17 protein-coding genes and 2 tRNA genes are annotated in these 22,327 nt (G+C 55.5%); 17 read left to right on the forward strand and 2 right to left on the reverse strand.

Annotated features, from left to right (window positions below; all coding sequences use genetic code 11):
- Positions 1 to 69: 69 nt before the first annotated feature.
- From CQ012_RS17360 to thiL, 8 genes are all read left to right on the forward strand, one after another.
- Positions 70 to 2,037, forward strand: coding sequence for a PQQ-binding-like beta-propeller repeat protein (locus tag CQ012_RS17360; protein ID WP_146112875.1), 1,968 nt, complete (start codon positions 70 to 72; stop codon positions 2,035 to 2,037).
- Positions 2,038 to 2,167: 130 nt separating this feature from the next.
- Complete coding sequence (locus tag CQ012_RS00655) at positions 2,168 to 2,932, forward strand: fumarylacetoacetate hydrolase family protein (protein WP_105661153.1); 765 nt, start codon at positions 2,168 to 2,170, stop codon at positions 2,930 to 2,932.
- Positions 2,933 to 3,033: 101 nt separating this feature from the next.
- Complete coding sequence (gene gltX, locus CQ012_RS00660) at positions 3,034 to 4,539, forward strand: glutamate--tRNA ligase (protein WP_105661154.1); 1,506 nt, start codon at positions 3,034 to 3,036, stop codon at positions 4,537 to 4,539.
- Between the two features lie 693 nt (positions 4,540 to 5,232).
- Positions 5,233 to 5,304, forward strand: a tRNA-Gln gene (locus CQ012_RS00665).
- 48 nt (positions 5,305 to 5,352) lie between these two features.
- A tRNA-Glu gene (locus CQ012_RS00670) sits at positions 5,353 to 5,428 on the forward strand.
- Between the two features lie 99 nt (positions 5,429 to 5,527).
- Positions 5,528 to 7,294 (forward strand): dynamin family protein, encoded by a 1,767-nt coding sequence (locus CQ012_RS00675; protein WP_105661155.1) that lies wholly within the window; start codon positions 5,528 to 5,530, stop codon positions 7,292 to 7,294.
- Positions 7,294 to 8,937, forward strand: a complete 1,644-nt coding sequence (locus CQ012_RS00680) for a GTPase (RefSeq protein ID WP_105661156.1) — start codon at positions 7,294 to 7,296, stop codon at positions 8,935 to 8,937. The genes CQ012_RS00675 and CQ012_RS00680 overlap by 1 nt, the downstream gene beginning before the upstream one ends.
- 75 nt (positions 8,938 to 9,012) lie before the next feature.
- Positions 9,013 to 9,960: a thiamine-phosphate kinase gene (gene thiL, locus CQ012_RS00685; protein WP_105661157.1), complete on the forward strand. Its 948-nt coding sequence runs from the start codon at positions 9,013 to 9,015 to the stop codon at positions 9,958 to 9,960.
- 27 nt (positions 9,961 to 9,987) lie between these two features.
- Here the strand turns inward: thiL and CQ012_RS00690 are convergent, their stop codons facing one another.
- Positions 9,988 to 10,713: an IclR family transcriptional regulator gene (locus CQ012_RS00690; RefSeq protein ID WP_105659150.1), complete on the reverse strand. Its 726-nt coding sequence runs from the start codon at positions 10,711 to 10,713 to the stop codon at positions 9,988 to 9,990.
- A 122-nt stretch (positions 10,714 to 10,835) separates the two neighbouring features.
- Between CQ012_RS00690 and leuC the strand changes: the two genes are divergently transcribed.
- The 6 genes from leuC to CQ012_RS00720 all read left to right on the forward strand — a co-directional run bounded on the left by leuC (position 10,836) and on the right by CQ012_RS00720 (position 17,431).
- Positions 10,836 to 12,275, forward strand: a complete 1,440-nt coding sequence (gene leuC, locus CQ012_RS00695) for a 3-isopropylmalate dehydratase large subunit (protein ID WP_041649644.1) — start codon at positions 10,836 to 10,838, stop codon at positions 12,273 to 12,275.
- Positions 12,276 to 12,289: 14 nt separating this feature from the next.
- The gene (leuD, locus tag CQ012_RS00700) at positions 12,290 to 12,895 is read left to right on the forward strand and encodes a 3-isopropylmalate dehydratase small subunit (RefSeq protein WP_013348787.1); all 606 of its coding nucleotides are present in this window, start codon (positions 12,290 to 12,292) and stop codon (positions 12,893 to 12,895) included.
- A 257-nt stretch (positions 12,896 to 13,152) separates the two neighbouring features.
- Positions 13,153 to 14,472: a UDP-N-acetylglucosamine 1-carboxyvinyltransferase gene (murA, locus tag CQ012_RS00705; RefSeq protein WP_105659152.1), complete on the forward strand. Its 1,320-nt coding sequence runs from the start codon at positions 13,153 to 13,155 to the stop codon at positions 14,470 to 14,472.
- 95 nt (positions 14,473 to 14,567) lie between these two features.
- Entirely contained in the window at positions 14,568 to 15,251 is a 684-nt protein-coding gene (locus CQ012_RS00710) for a lysophospholipid acyltransferase family protein (protein WP_105661158.1), read from the forward strand.
- 33 nt (positions 15,252 to 15,284) lie between these two features.
- Positions 15,285 to 16,319 carry an NAD(P)H-dependent glycerol-3-phosphate dehydrogenase gene (locus CQ012_RS00715; protein WP_286134529.1) on the forward strand — a complete coding sequence of 345 codons (1,035 nt, stop codon included), beginning with the start codon at positions 15,285 to 15,287 and terminating at the stop codon, positions 16,317 to 16,319.
- Positions 16,319 to 17,431 (forward strand): D-alanine--D-alanine ligase family protein, encoded by a 1,113-nt coding sequence (locus tag CQ012_RS00720; RefSeq protein WP_105659155.1) that lies wholly within the window; start codon positions 16,319 to 16,321, stop codon positions 17,429 to 17,431. Before CQ012_RS00715 ends, CQ012_RS00720 begins: the two co-directional genes overlap by 1 nt.
- A 77-nt stretch (positions 17,432 to 17,508) precedes the next feature.
- Here CQ012_RS00720 and CQ012_RS00725 read toward each other — a convergent pair whose 3' ends face one another.
- Complete coding sequence (locus CQ012_RS00725; RefSeq protein WP_105661160.1) at positions 17,509 to 17,958, reverse strand: DUF3515 domain-containing protein; 450 nt, start codon at positions 17,956 to 17,958, stop codon at positions 17,509 to 17,511.
- Positions 17,959 to 18,099: 141 nt separating this feature from the next.
- On the opposite strand from CQ012_RS00725, the gene CQ012_RS00730 reads away from it, so the two are divergent.
- Genes CQ012_RS00730 through CQ012_RS00740 form a run of 3 tightly spaced genes read left to right on the forward strand, consistent with a single transcriptional unit; the run spans position 18,100 to position 22,317 of the window.
- Entirely contained in the window at positions 18,100 to 19,146 is a 1,047-nt protein-coding gene (locus CQ012_RS00730) for an LCP family protein (protein ID WP_105661161.1), read from the forward strand.
- Positions 19,147 to 19,169: 23 nt separating this feature from the next.
- Entirely contained in the window at positions 19,170 to 20,138 is a 969-nt protein-coding gene (locus CQ012_RS00735) for a DAK2 domain-containing protein (protein ID WP_105661162.1), read from the forward strand.
- Complete coding sequence (locus CQ012_RS00740; protein ID WP_105661163.1) at positions 20,131 to 22,317, forward strand: ATP-dependent DNA helicase RecG; 2,187 nt, start codon at positions 20,131 to 20,133, stop codon at positions 22,315 to 22,317. The genes CQ012_RS00735 and CQ012_RS00740 overlap by 8 nt, the downstream gene beginning before the upstream one ends.
- The last annotated feature ends 10 nt before the right edge of the window (positions 22,318 to 22,327 follow it).

Here is a 22,327-nt window from a genome sequence, read left to right on the forward strand (position 1 = left end):
GTAAGGAGAGAGTCGGGCGAGTCGATGTGGGAATCCAGGGAGATAGACCTACTGGCACCGCTTGTTCGCGTGAATGATACGCGAGGTATTCTGAGAAAGCATGAGAATGCTTTTCCAGTTGCCGAAGTTTCAGAAATTCTGGAATTAACGAATATCGACGGCACCGGGAAATCTTGGTTTGCTGTAACTTTGATTGGCATCTCCAACCAATTACAAATACTGGATCCGTCGAAAGAGAGTCCAATCTATGTTATTAGTATCCCAGAAGGCCATGATGGTGGAATCGGTTCCATGGCATGGGATTTTTCAAGAAGGCGTTTATTTTTAACTAGTGCTAACCAGATTTATAGTTGGAGCCCGAACGAGCCTGACGGAGTTTCCAAGGTAACCAGTATTGAAGAAGCTACGTATCTGTATGGGATCAACGTCGATTCCTCAGGCAGGATTTGGATGGGAGGTTATCCGACTGGGGCCGTGTATAAATTTGACCCTGTACAGAATAATTGGGAGTCTACGGGAAAGTTAGCACCTGACACGGATTATGCGAGAGAGATTCTTCTCGACCAGTTCGACAATGTTTGGGTCGGCACTGGTTCCAAAAACCCGCGATTATTTGTTTTTTCTGTGCACAATTTGAATCAAGTGCATGAAGTCTTGCTACCTAGCCCACAAGAAAACGGATTCGTAACCAGTTTGTATTCATTTGACGTATTCATTGTTGTGAGCGTCAGTGGAATCACAGAACAGCTAATTTATAATCAGCGCACTAGAGAATGGGATCACCGACTGTCTAGAGTTTGGGCAAAGCGGAATGCATCAAATAGTGTCCGTTTTGCGGCTAATGAAGTTTTCTACAGCATTACCGACGGATCGCTCTACATGACGCGTATCAATAATTGGACGGACGTCCGCATCGGACGCATTCCCGAAGGTTCAGTGCTGAGCATCATTGCAAATAACGATGATATTTTATTGGTTTACAAAGAAGCCGGCGGATTGCAATTGATCAGTGTCCATCCGAAAAGTTTGGACACCAAGGGAACTATCAACGTTTCACTTGTAAGCGGGAATTACGCAATTCAGTCCTTACTTGGAACCTCATCGGGAAAGATTTATCTTGGTGCCTTTATGGGAAAAGGTATTAACTCTATTGATGGTGATACCGGTGAGCGCTGGTCCTCCCCGGATGCGGAATACCGCATCAATCAAATTGAAGGCATGATTGAAGCAGCGGGGAAAATATTCATCGGATCTTACGGATACGCGGATCTGATTAGTGTTAACTTGACCCACCGGGATGATCCTGGATCGTATATTCTACTCGAACGTCTGGATCGAAAGTATCATCAATCCCGCCCGTTTGGTTGGGCGGCAAACTCGGAGAGTGTATTTTTTGGTACTGTTCCGGACTACGGTCGTTCGGGGGGTGTCTTTGGGAAGATTTCACTGCTAAGCAATGAAATAGAGTGGGTTATGGACGGGAATGGCAAAGGGTTTGTTGACTCCCACTCTGTTATCGGGCTCGTTGCAGATGAAGAGTTCGTGTACGGCACGACGTCAGTTCGGAACGGCTACGGTACGCCTGACACCGAGGGCCAGGCCAAAGTATTCAAATTCGACATTGCCAACAAGCGGATGAGTTGGATCACGAACCCTGTGATTGGCGCAGGGGCGTTATATTCTCCGAAACTTGTCGACGGATGGTTGCTTGTCGCAGACATTGAGGGCGTAGCCGTCATTGATCCGGATAATGGCTCGATGGTCAGGAAGCATCACTTATCGAATACTGAAAATTCGAATAGGCGACCTGGTTGGGCGAGCGCAGACATGGCTGTTAGTGCTAGCGGAAAACTAGTCCATAGCGCAGCGGATGTAACCACCGTCGTTGACTTCATATCTCACACAAAGTCAACTATTGGTAGCCGGGAGAGTCCTTGCAAATTTGGGAATCGAATTACTGCGTTACCGGATGGTCGGGTGTTCGGAGTGTATAAAGATACAAACTTGGTGGAACTTGATTTGCTACCGAGTCGATAATTTGCGGTATCCGATTGACATCCAAGTCAATTTTCGTCAGGTCGCAAGACGGCAAATATTCAAAGAATTTCTGGTTCCGACAGAATGATGTCAGATACCATGTAAAACTCAATGTACTAGGCTTGTATTCATGCGCATTGCACGATTTGTAGTAGATAGCGACCCGCTGTACGGCGTCGTCGACGGTAACGATATTCATGTTTTGGCTGGAGATCCATTTTTCCAGGGGATCAAGACCACTGGTGCTACGCACTCCTTGGATGATGTTCGGTTGGTAGCCCCGATCATCCCTCGCTCAAAGGTGGTGGGCTTTGGCCGCACGTACCGCGAGCACGCCAAGGAACTTGGAAATGAAGTTCCTGCTGAGCCGCTGATGTTCTTGAAGCCGAATACTTCCGTCGTCGGCCATGGAGACCCCGTCACCCTGCCGGCGTTTTCAAATGAAGTTTCCTTCGAAGGTGAACTTGCCGTGGTGATCGGCCGTATTTGCAAGGACGTTCCAGCCGACAAAGCGCAGGACGTGATCTTCGGCTACACGGTAGCAAACGATCTGACCGCCCGCGATGCTCAGCGCACCGATCCGCAATGGGCTCGTGCCAAGGGCTTTGATGGTTCTTGCCCGCTGGGCCCGTGGATTGAGACCGAGATTGCCGACCCGGATGATCTGGGAATTATCAGCCGCGTCAATGGAGAGGTTCGCCAAGATGGAACTACCAACGACATGATCTGGCCAGTCAACGAATTGGTTGCTCGTGCTTCCGAAGCTTTCACCTTGCTGCCAGGCGATGTCATCATGACCGGCACCCCGGCGGGCGTCGGCTTAGTAAATGCAGGCGACGTTGTAGAAGTGGAAGTCGAAGGTATCGGTTCATTGAGAACCGTCTTCCGTCGCTAGGAACCATCACTGATGTTGTGAGGCTTTCGATCGCTAATGTGATCGGGAGCCTCGCGCTTTAACTGCAAGTTTCTTTGCAGAAGGCATAGAATGAAAACATCATGACTGATCTTTCGTTGATTCCCGTTGTTACCGAAGATACCCCGGTACGCGTTCGTTTTTGCCCATCCCCAACTGGTACCCCTCACGTAGGTTTGATCCGTACTGCCCTTTTCAACTGGGCCTACGCGCGTCACACCGGCGGCAAGATGGTCTTCCGCATCGAAGACACCGATGCCAAGCGTGACTCCGAAGAAAGCTACAACCAGCTTTTGGATGCTCTGGCATGGTTGGGTATCGATTGGGACGAGGGCGTCAACGCGGGCGGTCCGCATGAGCCATACCGCCAGTCGCAGCGTGGTGGCATCTACGAGGACGTCATTGCCAAGCTTCGTGCTGCAGGCCATCTGTACGAGTCCTACTCGACCCCAGAAGAAGTTGAAGCACGCCACAAGGCAGCCGGCCGTGACCCGAAGCTGGGCTACGACAACTTCGACCGCGAGCTGACCGATGAGCAGAAAGCTGCGTTCAAGGCCGAGGGCCGTGAACCGGTATTGCGTGTTCGCATGCCGGATCACGACATCACCTTCAACGACTTGGTACGTGGCGAGATCACCTTCAAGGCTGGATCCGTTCCCGACTACGTGGTGGTGCGCGCCAACGGCAAGCCACTGTACACCCTGGTCAACCCAATCGATGATGCGCTGATGGGTATTACCCACGTACTTCGTGGCGAAGACCTGTTGTCCTCGACCCCACGCCAGGTCGTCTTGTATGCGTTGCTGCACGATATCGGCGTTGCCCAGTACATGCCGCGCTTTGGCCACCTGCCATACGTTATGGGACAGGGCAACAAGAAGCTCTCCAAGCGTGATCCAGAATCCAGCGTATTCCTGCACCGCGACAATGGTTTCATCCCGGAAGGCCTGCTGAACTACCTCGCGCTGCTTGGCTGGTCGCTAAGTGCTGATGAAGATATCTTCTCGCGTGAGCAGCTGGTAGAAGCCTTCGATGTAGCAGATGTGTTGTCCAATCCTGCCCGCTTCGATGTGAAGAAGGCAGAAGCAATCAACGGAACCCACGTGCGCATGCTCGAAGCACAGGATTTCCGTGATCGTTTGGTTCCTTACCTGAAGGCCGCTGGCCTGGTGGGCGAAGAGCTGACTGAACGTGAAAACGTCATCCTGGACCAGGCTGCACCACTGGTGCAGGAACGCATTGCCCTGTTGGGTGAAGCGACCGACATGCTTGAATTCCTCTTCAAATCTGATGACGAAATTGTCATTGACGAGAAAGCGCTCAAGGGAATGCCGGCAAACCTGGTTGAGGTTGTCGATGCTACCGTCCAGGGCCTCGAAACCCTTACCGAATGGAACGCCGAAACCATCCAGGCAGCACTGCGTACGAAGCTTGTGGACGAACTGGAACTGAAGCCTCGTCAGGCATTCGGTCCAGCCCGTGTTGCTATCTCCGGAAAGCGCGTATCTCCACCGCTCTTCGAGTCCATGGAAATTCTTGGACGAGAGTCGAGCCTCAAGCGTTTGCGCGCATTTGGTGAGTCCCGCTAGCTATTCGCCGAAAGCCCGCTGAGAAGCAATTTGAACGCCTCGGATGGTTCCAGTCCTGTGACTGGTTCTGTCCGAGGCGTTCTCTTTGAGTTTGATGACGCGCGCGTAGATTTGCAAACGCCCGCAATCCGCGGTTTCTCGTTCATGTCGGAGCTGGAATGACGGCAGCTTTTGCTGGTGAGGGCGATTAAGCCCGGGAGAGGTGCATCGCAGGCAAGATCACGTTTATGGAAAAGCGAGCAGTGCGGTTGCTGCGTGTGTACAGTTTGGCAAGATTATTCGCGTCAAGAGGAGAAGCCTAGGCGCCTTGGATCGCTGGATACGATGCAACCGGTGCTCCTAAACCCCATTTGTGCCCCGTTCCTTGGCTGGTGCGCTGAACTAGAGGGTCTGCCGGCACAGGCGCTTTGCATAGGGGATGACCCTGTTGGCGGCTATCAATGTGCCGTTGACGCGGGACTCCAGTATTTTCTCACGGACAGTGCTTCACTTCACAAGAATTTCCCTGCTTGGCTAGTGGCGGATTTGGGATGACTGGCAGCTGTTCTTTGCTGATTTTCCGCGGATTCTGCGTGGGGCACCGGTCGCGAGGCTCGATTTGTGTACTGAACATTAGGCCGGTATAGTTTTATCTCGTGCTACGGCAGTGGCCGGAATGACGCTCAGCTGAATTCCGGAAAGGCCAAGTCACAGTGGGATATGGTGTAATTGGCAACACAACGGTTTCTGGTTCCGTCATTCTAGGTTCGAGTCCTGGTATCCCAGCGCTTCACCAAAGAGATTTGGTGAGCTGAAGATTAATCTTCAGCATACGGCCCCATCGTATAGCGGCCTAGTACTCCGCCCTCTCACGGCGGCAACACGGGTTCGAATCCCGTTGGGGTCACCACAGTAAAACCGCGGACAATTCCGCGGTTTTTGCGTTTCCCGGACAAAATCTGCATCAGGCTCGCGGGTTTCCCTGTTGGCATGAGGCAAGATAGTTCTCATGGAGTCGAATTCAGATCTGGCTAAGAGCTCAGGGCAGGAAACTGCCTCGCAAACCGAAATTGGCAGTGATTCCGCGGCGCGTTTGAGCGAGCTCCAGAAGCTGCTCGAAGAGCTTTCCTTTGTAAATGGCCAGCCACGAGAAGCCTCTGCGTTCGAAGAACTGCGCAACAAGGCATTGCATCAAATCTCGGACTACCTGATTCCACGAGTTTCGAATCTCGGCGCACCGCTAACGGTGGTCGTCGGTGGCTCCACGGGCTCGGGCAAATCGACTCTAGTCAATTCCCTTCTGGGAGAACCTGTCAGTCTCTCCGGCGCCGTGCGTCCGACCACCCGGACTCCGGTCTTGGCTTTCAACCCTGTTGACCAATCCTTCTTTGAATCTGAACGGATTCTTCCCGAACTTAAACGCGTAGCCGGACGTGGCTTCAATGCCGATGCCGGAGCAGCCAGTAATCATGCGCTGTTGATGACGCCCCGTGAGCAGGTACCACGAGGTTTGGCCATCCTCGATGCCCCGGATATCGACTCGGTTTCCGACGAGAACAGGGAATTGGCGGGCCAGCTTCTGAACGCAGCAGATCTGTGGATTTTTGTCACCACAGCCAATAGATACGCCGATGCTCTTCCTTGGGATATGCTCACCGAAGCCGGCGCACGGAAAATTACCGTCTGCGTCGTCTTGAACAGGGTGCCACCTGGAGCCGAAGACGATATTGTTCCGGATTTGAAACGCCTGTTAAGCGAGAAGGACCTGGATCCGTCGTTGCTGCATGTCCTGAACGAGACGCAACTGGATGACCAGAAATTGATTCCAAGTGAGCACGTGGAACCCTTGCTCGCGTGGCTGAACTCACTGGCAGCAGATTCCGCTAAACGGCAGCAGATTGCGGCCCAAACACTTGACGGCGCGTTGCGGCGCACCACCGCAGATGTCAGTGAGCTTATCGCTGAACTGCAAGAGCAGGAGAAACAGCTCGTTGAATTGCGCGCCCTTACCAATGAGCGCTTTGAGCAATCGCTGGCCAGAATTAACGATTCGCTCAATGACGGCTCATTGCTGCGTGGCGAAATCCTGGCCCGGTGGCAGGACTTCGTAGGAGCGGGCGAGCTGCTGCGCGGAATCGAAGGCGCCATTGGACGGATGAGGGATCGTGTTGGCGCATTCTTGACGGGAAAACCGCCAGCGACCCATCGTGTTGAACAAGCCATCGAATCAGGCCTGCACATGGTCTTCATTGCCGAGGCAACCAAGGCCTGCCACGACGTTGACAGGTCGTGGAAGAACACGCCATTTGGCCAAGCGCTACGCTCTAATCTGCAATCGCCGCGCCCGCCACAGGATCTCAATGAGCAAGCTTCGGAAAGCATCCGGCTTTGGCAAAAAGATGTCTTGGACATGATTCGGCAGGAGGGCGCCGGGAAGCGCAAGACGGCCCGCATGGCGGCATTTGGAGTCAACGGGGTGGCGGTCATCCTGATGGTCGTGGTCTTTGCGTCAACAGCGGGCCTCACCGGTCTGGAAATCGGTATTGCCGGCGGCTCCGCATTGGTAGGGCAGAAACTGCTGGAAGCAATTTTTGGCGAGGATGCGGTACGTCGCATGGCCACCAAAGCCCGCAAGATGCTTGACACCCGGGCACGGGATCTACTGGATAGGACCTCGTCGATCTACCTGGACGAGCTAGCCGCAAAATCGCAGCCGGAGCTTGCCGATCGTTTGGGCAAGATTACCTCAGCCTTGAGCAGCAAAGGGGCTCACTAATGTCCGAGCGCAAGATTCTCAGAGCAGTCAGCGGTCTCAACTCTCAAATCAACAGCATCGTGGAAGCGATGCAGCTTGCAGAACCATATCTGGAACCAGAAACCATCGATCTAGCCGCGGACGTTATCACGCGTGCTGAATCTCGGCGCCAGCTTTCATCCGAACATGTGGTTGTAGGACTTTTCGGTGCCACAGGCAGCGGAAAATCAACGATGTTCAACGCTTTGGTAGGGCATGAGTTGGCGGCCACGGGTGTCATCCGCCCGACTACTACTGATACTGTCGCTGCAATCTGGGAACCAGAAGGATCAAGCGAGTTACTGGACTGGCTGGAAGTTACTACTCGTCACGTCATGGGCGATCAGGACAGCCGGGCGCAACCTGGAAAGAAAAAGAAGTTCGACTCCGGTCTCTTGCTGTTGGACCTACCGGACATGGATTCCACGGCAGTGGATCACCACAAGATTGCTGCTCGTTTGGTGGGCCAAGTGGATTATCTGGTATGGGTGCTTGATCCGCAGAAATACGCCGACGCGTCAATACACCATGGATATCTCAATTCCTTGCGCAGCCAGCAGGGGAACCTGCTGATCGTCCTGAACCAGATTGACAAGGTTGCAGAACAAGAACGCAAGCAAGTCGTCGATTCCTTGCGCGGCATCTTGGCAACGTCCGGCTTGGAGAACCTTCCCATCGTTTGCGCTTCTGCTGCCACGGGTGAAGGCGTCGCAGATGTGCATGCCAAGATTGCGGCCGCGGCGAAAAACAAGGCACTTTCCACGCGTCGGCTCCGCGCAGACGTTGATCAAGTCATCCACCGCCTCAGTGAGGAACTCCAGGTGGAAAAGGTGCGCCTGCCTAGCCAGCTGCACCAAGCGGAGCTGGAGCGTGTGATCGCAAAAGCGCACGGCGCCCAGTACATTGCTGACGCAGTGGAGACCTCCTACCTGCTTCGGGGTGCTTCGCGAACAGGATGGCCTTTGACCACGTGGCTGGTCAAGCTGCGCAACGATCCGCTGAAACGGATGAATCTTGGGCGCCGGCATGAAGGCCCTGAATTGTCCTTGACTTCGCGTCCAGAGCTTTCTGTCGCGGAGACTGCGGCTATCGAACATGGCATCGACCAGTACGTTTCCGAGGCTTCCAGTGATCTTCCGGACAGCTGGAAAGAGCCACTGCGTGAAAAGGTGCACGCGAATACGGAGGTACTAGATGACGGCATCGATGCGGCTATAGCCGGCACACCGCTGGGTGTTGAACGGTCCTCGTGGTGGTGGCCGGTAGTCAAAGTCATCCAATGGGTGGCACTTGTTGCTGCCCTGGGCGGAGCCTTGTGGCTCGCAGGCTATCCGGTGGCTGGATACTTCCAATTCGACCTGCCACCGGCTCCCCGGGTCGAAGGAATCGCCGTCCCGACGCTGCTGGTTTTCATAGGGATACTGCTGGGTATTGTCCTTGGCCTGGCTTGCTCGTTTGTCAACCGAATAGTCGCTAAAGTTAAGCGTAGGAAAGCGTTGAAGAACATTGAACGCTCGGTATCCCACTTGGTCAGGCAGGCCGTGATTGATCCTGTTGACCAGCATTTGGACACCTTCAATAATTATTCAGCATTGATCACCTCAGCTGCCAAGAAAGCCGATTAGAACTCTGTGACTATAAACCAACCAAACGTTGATGCAACGGTAGGTGACCTTGGGGAACAAGGCATCCTGGACGCGATGTTGCCGCTGCTTGATTCTGAACAAGCAAGTCTCGGGCCCGGCGATGACGCAGGCGCGCTGCGCGTGTGCGGAACGGAAGTTCTCGTCTCCGTGGATACCCTGGTTGAGAATCAAGATTTTCGGTTGATCTGGCCCAGCGGGCTAGAGCACAGAGCCTATGACATCGGGTGGAAATCCATTGCACAGAATGTTTCGGACATTAATGCAATGGGCGGTCACGCTACTGGCGCCGTGATTTCTTTGTCCCTGCCGAAGGACACTTCCTTGGAATGGGTCAGGGACTTCAGCCGCGGCGTTGCCGAGGCCATACAGGGACTTGGCGCACAGGAACTTACCATTCTCGGGGGAGACCTCGGGAAGTCCCAAGAAATTTCCGTTACCACTACCGTTCTGGGCGAATGCGAGCATGGCAAGGTCCTGAGGAGCGGAGTCCAAGTTGGCGACCGCATTGCCGTGGCAGGACGTGTCGGTGCTGCTGGGGCAGGGCTTTCGGTCCTTGAGCATGATCGCAACGAACAAGGCTGGAGCCGGGCGGTGCGCCGGCTGGTCCAGGCGCAGTGCCGTCCCGTGCCACCGTTGGAATCCGGCCCGCGTGCCGCGGGAGCTGGTGCTACAGCCATGATGGACATATCTGATGGGCTGATCCGTGACGCTGGGCGCTTGGCCAAAGCCAGCCATGTGAATCTCGAATTAGAGTCTTCCGCGCTGCAGGATTATGCTGTTCGCTTGGAAGCCGCGTCAGAACTGACCGGCACCGATCCGATGTCGTGGGTACTGTACGGCGGCGAAGATTTTGGACTCCTTGCTGCCTTCCCAGAGGGAATTGAAATCCCAGAGGAATTCACCGTAATTGGTGCTGCCAAGCCGGCTAATGGTCGCCGCGCAGTAGTGAAACTTGATGGCAAGGTCGCAAAGCCTGAGACAGGTTTTGACCACTTCGGCTAGCTGCACCGAACGTGCTTGATGAGCTGGCTACGCGCGGTCATTCTGGATGCGCAGCAGTTCGGAAAGCTCGTGGGCGGCGCTAGTCACGGCTTCGTGGTGAATCTTCCCTGGCTGGCGCGTGAGTCGTTCAATCGGGCCAGATAAGGACAGGGCCGCAATGACTCGTCCGGACTGCCCGCGAACTGGTGCTGATACGGAAGCAACACCTGGCTCGCGTTCGCCCAGCGACTGGGCCCAGCCACGCCGACGGACGCCAGCCAGAATTGTCGGCGTGAAGCGCGCGTGATGCAATCCATCGACCATGCGTTCATTGTCTTCCCAGGCGAGCAGAATCTGGGCTGCCGAGCCGGCTTTCATGGACAGCTGGGTTCCAACAGGAATTGTGTCACGCAGGCCAATTGGACGCTCAGCACTGGCGATGCACACACGGTAATCGCCCTGCTTGCGGAAAATCTGCGTGCTTTCACCGGTGAGGTCGCGAAGCTTGATGAGCACGGGGCCCGCGGCGCTGACCAATCGGTCTTCGCCAGCGGCGCTGGCGAGTTCCACCAGACGGTTTCCCAGTTCAAAGCGGCCATGCATGTCGCGTCCCACCAATCCATGGTGAACCAGCGATTGCGCAATGCGGTGCACCGTAGGACGCGAAATCTCGGTGAGTTCCACCAGCTGGGACAAGGAAGTGGGACCATTCTCCAATGCGTTGAGAATGGCTGCTGCCTTGTCCAGTACGCCTACGCCGCTGCCTGTTGTCATAGTTCCAGTATCACGTCTCAGTATTTGAGATTCAAGTCCGCATACTGGAAAAGTCGATCTATGAAGTGTCAAAGTTGGAGTATCAAATGTTCGTAGCTTGAGGAGTGTGTCGCATGTCCGCCATGCAGTCGCCCCAGACATTGGCAGAAAAAGTCTGGAATGCACATGTTGTGCGCCGAGGAGAAGGCGAAGGTGAAGCCCGCCAGCCGGATTTGATCTACATTGATCTCCACCTGCTGCACGAGGTGACCTCGCCGCAGGCCTTCGAGGGCCTGCGCCTGGCTGGCCGTCCGCTGCGTCGTCCAGACCTGACGATTGCGACCGAAGACCACAACACTCCCACGCTGGATATTGACAAGCCCATTGCCGACCTGACCAGCCGCACCCAGATCCACACCCTGCGGGATAACTGCAAGGAATTCGGTGTTCGCCTGCACTCCTTGGGCGACAAGGAGCAGGGCATCGTTCACGTGGTAGGTCCGCAGCTGGGTCTGACCCAGCCAGGTATGACTGTTGTCTGCGGTGATTCGCATACTTCGACCCATGGCGCCTTCGGAGCCCTTGCTTTGGGTATCGGCACCTCAGAAGTCGAGCATGTCATGGCCACCCAGTCGCTGAGCTTGAAGCCATTCAAGACCATGGCGATTAACGTCGAAGGCACCTTGAAGCCTGGTGTTACCTCCAAGGACATCATCTTGGCGGTCATTGCCAAGATCGGTACCGGTGGCGGCCAGGGATACGTGCTGGAGTACCGTGGTTCAGCGATTCGTTCGCTGTCCATGGATGCCCGCATGACCATCTGCAACATGTCCATCGAGGCTGGCGCCCGCGCCGGCATGATCGCTCCGGACGAGACCACCTTCGAATACGTCAAGGGGCGCCCGCACGCACCGGCAGGCGAAGACTGGGACGCCGCCGTCGAGGACTGGAAGCAGCTGCACACCGATGAAGGCGCGCGCTTCGACGCTGAAGTCTTCTTGAATGCAGATGAACTTGAACCATTTGTCACCTGGGGTACCAACCCGGGCCAGGGTGTATCGCTGTCTGAGAATGTGCCTTCTCCGGAAGACTTCGAAGACGAGAATGATCGCAAGGCCTGCGAGCGTGCTTTGAACTACATGGGTCTGACCGGCGGCACTCCGCTGAAGGACATCCGCGTGGATACCGTCTTCCTGGGGTCCTGCACCAACTCCCGCATGGAGGACCTGCGTGCAGCAGCTCAGGTCATCAAGGGCAAGGAAAAGGATCCTGATGTCCGCATGATCGTGGTACCCGGCTCGGCGCGTGTTCGGCTGGAAGCCGAAGCAGAAGGCCTGGACCAGATTTTCAAGGATTTCGGTGCTGAATGGCGCTTTGCAGGTTGCTCCATGTGCCTGGGCATGAACCCGGACCAGCTGGCCGAGGGGGAGCGCTGCGCGTCCACCTCCAACCGCAACTTCGAAGGACGCCAGGGCAAGGGCGGACGTACCCACCTGGTGTCGCCGCTGGTGGCCGCGGCTACCGCAATCCGTGGAACTCTCTCGTCGCCTAGCGACCTTGTCAACGCACCGGCTTCGGTCTAGGAAGGATCACCGTCATGGAAAAGATTGTCAGCCACACCGGTATTGGTGTTCCACTGCGCCAGAGCAATGTGGACACGGACCAGATTATTCCTGCTGTTTATCTCAAGCGCATCACCCGTACCGGATTCGAGGATGCGTTGTTCGCGGGTTGGCGACGGGATGAGAACTTCATCCTGAACCAGGAACCTTTCAATACGGGCTCCGTGCTGGTGGCAGGTCCCGACTTCGGCACCGGTTCTTCGCGCGAGCACGCTGTCTGGGCGTTGAAGGACTACGGATTCAAGGCTGTGATCTCCGCTCGTTTTGCCGATATTTTCCGTGGGAACTCGGGCAAGCAGGGACTGGTTGCTGCTGAAGTGGCCCAGAGCGATATTGAATTGATCTGGAAGGAACTGGAGAACAATCCCGGCACCACGGTCACCGTTGACCTGGAATCGCGTACGGTCCAGTGCGGTTCCATCTCGGCACCGTTCCAGATTGACGACTACACCCGCTGGCGCTTGATGGAAGGCCTGGACGATATCGGCCTGACCTTGCAGCATGAGGAGGATATCACCGCATACGAAGCCAAGCGTCCTGCGCATAAGCCGCAGACTTTGCCGGCACGAACCGCAGGCTAAGCAACGAGTTCAAAGTAATTGGAATGGTCCGCTCCTCCCTGACGTTGTTAGGGGTGAGCGGATTATTGCATTCCTGATGGAATGAATTTCGGCAGAGCATAATAGGTCTGTCTGAAAGCATGCTCACAATGTGTGCGCCACGAGATGATCTGGGCATACTGGCAGGTACAGAGGCGGTATGCTTACTTAGTCCTGCCAGTTCGAAAGCCTAGAGGCTTCGGCGGGCGATAACGACTACGCGATGAGGTAATTCATACATGGGTAAGATCCTGACGATCCATGGTGGTGTCCCGCTCAAGGGCACGGTACGAGTCGGCGGAGCAAAGAACCTAGTGCCAAAAGCCATGGTCGCGGCTCTGCTTGGCGATACCCCTTCGGTATTGCGCAACGTACCGGAGATCAAAGATGTAGCTGTCGTGCGCAGCCTACTTGAAATCCACGGTGTCAAGGTTGACCAGGACCCTGAAACCGGCGATCTCACCATGGACCCTACCCAGGTCAAGACCGCCTCGAACCAGGCGATCGATGCCCATGCCGGTGACTCGCGTATCCCTATTCTTTTCTGCGGACCATTGATCCACGCCCTGGGCGAAGCGTTCATCCCGGATCTGGGTGGCTGCCGCATCGGCGACCGTCCGATTGACTTCCACCTGGAAGTGCTGCGCGACTTTGGAGCGATCGTTGACAAGGCTGCCGATGGCATCCGCATCTCGGCCCCTAATGGGCTGACCGGCGCCAAGGTTGAACTGCAATACCCAAGTGTCGGCACCACCGAACAGGTACTGCTCTCGGCCGTTCGAGCCAAGGGTGTCACCGAAGTCAGCAACGCGGCCATTGAGCCAGAAATCCTAGACCTGATCTCGCTGCTGCAGAAGATGGGCGCCATCATCTCGGTGCACCGCGACCGCGTGATCCGCATCCAGGGTGTTGAGAAGCTTACGGGCTTCGATCACTCCGCTTTGCCTGACCGCAACGAAGCCGCGTCATGGGCCTCTGCCGCGCTGGTCACCAAGGGCGACATTTTCGTCCAGGACGCGACCCAGCGTGATTTGACTGCTTTCCTGCACGTCTACCGCCAGATAGGTGGTGAATTCGACGTCAAGTCCGACGGCATTCGCTTCTATCACCCAGGTGGAGACCTTAATCCACTGATCCTGGAAACCGACGTCCACCCGGGCTTCATGACTGACTGGCAGCAGCCGCTGGTAGTGGCCCTGACCCAGGCCAAGGGTGTATCGGTCATTCACGAGACCGTGTATGAGAACCGCTTCGGATTCACCGATGCGCTGGTTCGCATGGGTTCCACCGTCCAGGTTCACACCGACTGCCTTGGGTCCACCCCTTGCCGCTTCGGACAGCGCAACTTCAAGCATTCTGCTGTTGTCGTAGGCCCAGCGCAGCTGACCGGTGCCGACATCGATGTTCCTGATCTTCGTGGCGGTTTCTCCCATTTGATCGCTGCTCTGGCTGCCGAAGGCACCAGCAAGGTCACCGGCATTGAGATCATCAACCGAGGCTACGAGCACTTCATGGAGAAGCTGCAGGCCCTGGGCGCAAATGTCGAGCTGAGCAACTAAAGGGGATCCGAATCGTGGTAAAGATTCTGGCCCCTGGCGAATCTGCTAAGACTAAACGGGTTTTCTCGCTATTGGCGGGCATTGTCCGTTCTGCCATGAACGGTTTGATGGGCAAAACGTGGAAGGGCTTCGAAACCCTCCCTCCAGGCGGGTACATCCTCTGCCCCAATCACCTGACCGAGATTGATCCGTTGGTTGTCGGCCATGCTATTTACAGCAATGGCCGGCTGCCACGCTGGCTGGCCAAGGAATCCTTGTTCAAGATCCCAGTGCTCGGATGGATGCTGCGCGAGACCGGACAGGTTCCGGTGTCACGCAGCGCATCCAATGCTGGCGAATCGCTGGCCGCGGCCCGAAAAGTCCTGGACGCCGGCGGGGTCATAGTCATTTACCCGGAAGGGACGCTGACCCGCGACCCTGCTCTGTGGCCAATGGTAGGACGAACCGGTGCCGCCCGTTTGGCCCTGCAGACTGGCGCACCAGTGGTACCGATGGCTCACTGGGGCGACCAGGAACTGCTGCCGCGCTATTCCAAGAAAATGTATCCGTTCCCGCGAAAGCACGTCACCGTGTCAGTTGGCCAGCCAGTGGATCTTGATGACTTGCGTGATGGCCCGCGGACTCGGGCAGTGCTGCAAGAAGCCACCGATCGCATCATGGACGCGATCACCGCACTGACCGCTGAACTGCGCCAAGAAGAAGCACCAGCTGCACGTTGGGATCCCAGCAAGCATGGACAGTCGAAGACTGGCCGCAATTTCGATACCCCGGATAACTAATTACCTTGATCAACACCTTCCAGAGGACTGACATTGACTAAGCCGCTACCACGCAAAATCGCCGTCATGGGCGCTGGCAGCTGGGGGACAACCTTCGCCAAGGTGCTTGCTGATTCCGTTGCAGACAAGGGCATCAACGTTCAGATTTGGGCCCGTCGCGAAGACGCCGCCACTGAAATCAATGAACGCCACACCAATTCACGCTACCTGCGCGAAACCAAGCTTCCGGCCAACATCTCGGCATCATCGGATCCGAAGACCGTTCTCAACGACGCTGACCTTGTCGTCTTGGCGATTCCGGCTCAGTCGTTGCGCCAGGAATTGGCGAAGTTCAAAGAATTCTTTGAACCCGGAGCGGTCTTGCTTTCACTGATGAAGGGTCTTGAACGCGGGACCGATCTGCGCATGAGCCAGGTGATCGCCGAAGTCACCGGGCTGCCTGCAAAGCAGATCGCTGTGCTGTCCGGACCAAACCTGGCAATGGAAATCGCACGTGAGCAGCCAACTGCTTCGGTCGTGGCCTGCACCGATTCTGATATTGCGCAGTGGATTGCTGAACTGTGTTCCGCTGCATACTTCCGTCCTTACACTAATGACGATGTCTTGGGTGTTGAGCTTGGCGGAATCGTCAAGAACATCATCGCCCTTGCTGTTGGCATGTGCGATGGCATGGGAATGGGCGATAATACCAAGTCCACTGTCATCACGCGTGGCTTGGCTGAAACCACTCGCTTGGTCCTCGCCTTGGGCGGCCGTTTGGATACCTTGGCAGGTCTTTCTGGCCTTGGCGACCTTGTGGCTACCTGTTCTTCCTCGCTCTCCCGCAACAACACTGCGGGACGCCTGCTTGGCCAGGGGCTCTTCTTGGAAGAGGTCAATGACCGCATGTCGCAGACTGCGGAAGGCATCAAGTCAGCACGTGCCGTATTCGACTTGTCCCAGGCCCATCACGTGGAAATGCCAATCACCGAAGCGGTGGTCATGGTCCTGGAGGGCACCTTGAGCGTTGAAAATATGGCTGCACGCCTGTTGTCGCGTGAATTGAAATCTGAAGGAGAACGTCACTAATGACTGAACGCAAGCTCCGCGTCCTCTTGCTCTTCGGTGGCCGTTCCTCAGAGCACTCCGTTTCCTGCGTTACTGCGGCCGGCGTCATGCACGCTATCGACCGCGAGCGTTTCGAAATTGTTCCGGTGGGCATCACCCGCGACGGCGGTTGGACCCTGCTGGACGAGGATCCAGAAGGCTGGGCACTGAATACTGGCAAGCTGCCAGAAATTTCCTCGGTGGATCATCCGGTGCATCTTTCCACCGACGCGCAGAAGACATCCTTGCTGTCCTACTCGGACTCCACGGTGGCAGATCTGGGCGAGATCGACGTGGTCTTCCCGTTGCTTCATGGTCCGTTCGGCGAGGATGGATCAATCCAGGGCATGCTGGAAATGGCTGGCGTTTCCTACGTTGGTTCCGGTATCGCAGCCAGTGCGATGGGCATGGACAAGCATTTCATGAAGGTTGTCTTCGAAGGGGCAGGCTTCAAGGTAGGCCCGTACGAAGTCATCACTAACAAGCAGTGGCTGCGCAACAGCGAAGCTGCCATGAAGCGTTGCGAAGACCTGCAGTACCCGTTGTTCGTCAAGCCGGCACGTGCAGGATCCTCGGTAGGCATCACCAAGGTAGACGAGCCTTCGGGGCTTCGTGCCGCTATTGAGATTGCCCGTGCTGAAGATCCCAAGGTGATCATCGAGCAGGGGATTGTCGGCCGTGAAATCGAATGTGGTGTTCTTGAAGGCCGCGGCTGCGAACCTTCGCGTGCCTCATTGCCAGGCGAAATCGCGGTGGCAGATAATGAGCACACCTTCTACGATTTCGAAGCGAAATATGTTGATGGCGCCGCGGCCGAGCTCAGCTGCCCAGCAGATCTGAGCGAAGAAGCCACTCGCGAGATCCGCGAACTTGCAGTCAAGGCCTTCGACGCTATTGATGCAGAAGGCTTATCTAGAGTTGATTTCTTCTACACTCCTGAAGGGGAGTGGATCATCAATGAAATCAACACCATGCCCGGCTTCACGCCTTCAAGCATGTACCCGCAGATGTGGGCCAAAACGGGAATTGAGTACCGTGAACTTATTGATGAGCTGATTGGGCTGGCTACCGACCGGAATATCGGTTTGCGCTAATCCGGGAATAGCCGTCAAAGCGTGAGGGTGTGTTGAAGAATCAACACACCCTCACGCTTTGCTTGTAGGCGATCCGCTTACAATTTCACTGACTTGTCAACGCTGACGCACTTCTTGGAAGCCGGGATCTTCTGGGCTGCATCCGACAGCGTGGCCAGCACGGTACTTGACGGGATGACGTTAGGATCCAAGACGACTTCGGTCGCTGGCGTCCGGCCATAAGTAGTCAACGTCCAGATACCTGATTCTTCATCCTCATTCGCTACCCAGTCGACGTCATTCACGGATACACAGGGGTCAGTAGTGGGTCCTGGAACTTCGACACCGCAACGCAAGACAACTTTTGACGGGTCGCCCCAGGCCGAGGTTGCCTGCGAGGTCGTTGAACGGCGCTCGGCATCATCGATGGCTTCAGGCAGGACGACCATCATTTCGGCACAAAGCGGGTTGGCTGCGTCCGGGGCAGCATCCACGGAAGCGACTGATGCGCAGCCTGCAAGTACTGGTAGTAATAAAGTACCGCTCATCACCAATGCCGAAGTTTGAGCAAGTTTTCGGTTAAGTTTTGGTGACAGTCGGGCTTTCAAGCTGATTTTAGACACGTTATAAGACTACATCGGCACTCTGAAAGATAGGATGTACAGAGTTGAAACTGTGAAAGGTAGCAAATGTCCTTTGAAGAGCACCCAGCGCGACCGCGCAAAAAGAAAAAGCGCACCGGGCGAGCCATCGTCTTAAGCGTGCTTGCCCTCGTCATGGTCGCGGCGCTTGTTGCCGCCGGTTACCTTTGGAACCTTGGCAGAACTTTCGACTCTGAAAGCCAGACGATTACGGATGCCTTCCCCGCGGAAGAAACTCGTCCTGAAGTCAATGACGAGTCCAAGGACGCCGTCAACATCCTGCTGCTCGGAAGCGATACTCGCGCAACTCGTGAGGCGGATGAGGACAGCGAAGACTTTGGTACTCTGCCTAACGGTGGCCGCTCAGACACCATGATGCTGGTTCATATTCCTGCAGACCGCGAGAATGTGTTTGTCACCTCCGTCATGCGCGACACCTGGCTTGATATTCCGGGCGTAGGAACTGCCAAGATCAACCGCGCTTTTGCCAGCGGTGGAGTGCCCAAAGCAGTCGAAACCCTTGAGGGGCTCTTTGGCGTTCGCATTAACCACGTCGCGTCCGTCGATTTCGAAGGATTCAAGGGTCTAACCGACGCAGTGGGCGGAGTTACCGTCAATAACCCGCGAGGCTTCAAGCAGTCAATTGTTAATGGCATGTACTTCCCAGAGGGTGTTCAAACCCTGGACGGTGAACAGGCACTGGCATTTGTCCGTGAACGCAAGTCCTTCCCAGGTAGCGACTACGAGCGCGTCAAGAACCAGCAGCTTTTCGTCAAGGCTTTGCTTGGTCAGTTGATGTCCAAGGAAACCCTGACCAACCCGGGTAAGGTCTCTGAAGTTGTTTCTCAAATTGCACCGTTCATTGCAGTTGATGAAACTCTGGATTCTGGCAAGGTTGCCTCTTACGCTTCCTCCATGCTGAACCTGCGTTCGAACGATATGGAATTCTTCACCCTTCCAAACAAGGGCCCGGGACGTTCGGCCGACGGACAGTCAATTGTCATTCCGGATATGGAAGTGATTGAGAAGTTTGGCAAGGCACTGCAAGAAGACAAGATGGCAGAGTTCGTAGAAACTACTGACCTGTCACGATAACTCCACTGAAGGACCAACTTTCCATGACTCCCCAAAAACTCGATACCTCGGTGCGTGCCATCAGAGAATGGCTCGCACGGAGTGTCAAGAGTCTCGGGAACCATTCTGACCGGCTCAATGCCATCAACGTTTTCCCGGTAGCAGACGGAGATACGGGCAGTAACCTGTATCTGACTGCACGGGCAGGTCACGATGCAGTGAGTAAACTGGAAAGCGACGACATCGGTGGCTTCTTAGAAGTTGCTGCGCGCGCGTCAATGGAATCGGCGCGCGGCAACTCTGGAACCTTGCTGGCTGTGTTCCTCAGCGGTCTGAGTGAACCGTGGGTCGGTTACGAGCGGCTTACCGCTCCGCTGCTAGCTCTTGGGCTTGAACGTGCCAAGGTGCGCTCCTGGTCAGCACTGAGTGAACCAGTTGAAGGCACCATGCTCTCCGTGATCAACGCCATCGCGTTGGCCGCAGGCTCAACCCTTGCTCACTTGAAGTGTGATTTAGAGAGCCGTGCAGCGTTGGACACGGTATTGACCCAGATGAGCCAAGCGGCTCGATTGGCAGTGAAGGGAACTGAAACAGAGCTCCCGTCCCTCGTTGAAGCCGGTGTAGTAGATGCGGGCGCGGTGGGCATGCTGATCATCATCGATGAATTTTGCGCTGCTATTCGAAGCGACGCCACTGATTTTGAGTCCTACGAGAAATTCCATGGCTATCAGGTCCAGGATCCGCATGTTCATCTGAACAATGACACTGAAACCGGCGTCGAAGTCATGTGCACTGTATCTCTGGATGCATTAGGCGCCGCTACTCTGCGCGGTCAGCTAGATGCTATGGGCAATTCCGTGATCATGTCACCGGTAAACCAGCTTGAAGAAGACACTTACCGTTGGCGCGTACATGTGCATGTCCCGGAGTCTGAAAAAGCCTTGGACCTGATCAAGAAATACGGTGACCCAGTGAATATCAGCGTCACCGATCTGTGCACCCACGATGGCTGAAACAACGTTGACAACGTTTGAGAATGCAGAACTCTCAACATTCCTCGGAAATAAGAACGCCACCGCGCTGGAAAAGGCATTCGGCTACAGCACAGTGGGGGAGTTCCTCTGGCATTTTCCGCGGCGCTATGTCGAAGTAGGCGAACTTACGCCGATTTCAGAGCTTCCCTTTGACGAGCACGTCACCGTTGTAGCCCAGGTGGTCAACGTTAGCCAGCGACAGATGCACTCGCGTCGCGGTTTCATTTTTGAAGTGACCGTTAGCGATGAGCTCAGTGCAGGTGGCCAAGAGCTGAAGATGACCTTCTTCAATGGTTACCAAGCCCGAACGGACCTGGATATTGGAACTATTGCAATGTTCAGCGGCAAGGTTGGCTGGTACCAAGACCATCTGCAGCTGAGCCAGCCCGAATACGCGATCCTAGATGAGGCATCACAAGCGGATCCGCGCCCTATCCCGATCTATCCGGCTTCGGCGAAGATGCCGAATAAGCGCATCAGGGATTTGATGGCGTTGTTGATGGAACAATTCACAGATCAGAATCTTCCTGAATTTCTTCCAGCAGAACTGCTACGCACCCATCATTACCCAGTACGCCATCAAGCGTTCATGGATCGACATTTTCCCAAAGAAATCAAGCAGGCTTACGTGGCTCGACAGCGCTTTGCCTTTGAAGAAGCCTTCATGCTGCAGCTGGCATTAGGGGAACACGGTCGCCAGCTGGGAGCGCAGAAAGCTATCGCGCGTCCACAGGTGCCAGGACGACTGGCCGATAAATTTGATGCCATCCTGCCGTTTACCCTGACTGAAGACCAGCTCCTTGTCGGAGAACAAATCTCTGCCGATCTGGCACAGCCACATCCGATGCATCGGTTGCTGCAAGGAGAGGTGGGCTCCGGCAAGACCATTGTCGCGCTACGCGCCATCTTGCAGGTGATCGATGCCGGAGGACAGGCGGCGCTCCTAGCGCCGACAGAAGTCCTGGCCGCCCAGCACTATGCGTCTATCAAGAAGATGCTTGGCAACCTTGCAGAACCCGGATTGTTCGGCGAAGGTGAAGGAACTGGAGTCGCGCTCCTGACAGGTTCGGCAAAAACTGCACAGCGTCGCGAAGCTCTATTAGGTATTGCCAGCGGTGAAACAGGACTGGTGATTGGGACGCATGCCCTGCTGGGCGATCAGGTGCAATTTGCTGAACTTGGCCTAGTCGTCGTGGATGAGCAACATCGTTTTGGCGTTGAACAGCGCGATGCCTTGCGGGCTAAGGCGGCCGGCTCTGTTCCGCATACCCTGGTCATGACCGCTACGCCGATCCCGAGAACCGTCGCTATGACCGTGTTCGGCGATTTGGACACGTCGACAATCAAGCGCCTGCCCGCGGGGCGCGCACCGATCCAAACGCATATTGTGCCCATGCAGCTGACCGGTTTCCGGGACAGGTTGTTCTCAAGGATCATTGAGGAAGTCGGGAAGGGCCACCAAGTCTATGTGGTGTGTCCAAGAATTTCGGACACGACAGCGGAACAAGGCGTTCTCCTAGCGACCTATGAAGATTCTGCCGGACAAACCATGAGCGTCGAAGCCATGCAGGAGTTGCTGGGTGGGATGCCTGAATTTGTTGGGATACGTACCGAAGCGCTGCACTCGCAACTGGATGCAGCAGACAAGCAAGAAACCATGGATTCCTTTGCACGTGGCGAAATTGACGTGCTGATTTCTACGACTGTCATTGAAGTCGGTGTTGACGTTCATAATGCGACGTTGATGGTGATCATGGACGCTGAGCGCTTTGGCATCTCGCAGCTCCACCAGCTGCGTGGCCGCGTAGGCCGTGGCGGATTTCCCGGGACGTGCCTCATGACCACATGGTTGGACGCGGACCATCCGTCGGTAGGACGATTGAAGACGATCGAGTCAACAATCGATGGCTTTGAGCTAGCTGAAGCAGACTTGGCGGAACGCAAAGAAGGAAACATCCTCGGCGTTCAGCAATCGGGTAGCCGATCGTCGTTGCGGGAACTGAGCATCATCAAGGACCGCTCGCTTATTGAGCGGGCTAGAACCGATGCGGGTCTCCTCCTTGCCGATGGCAACTGGGGACGTCAACACCCCGGACTCCTGGCGGTTGCCGGGAATTGGCTTGATGAATCCACCAAAGAATATTTGAATAAGAACTGATTGAAGGTAG

Origin of the sequence: Arthrobacter sp. MYb214 (genome assembly GCF_002979865.1) — a bacterium.
Lineage (GTDB): Bacteria > Actinomycetota > Actinomycetes > Actinomycetales > Micrococcaceae > Glutamicibacter.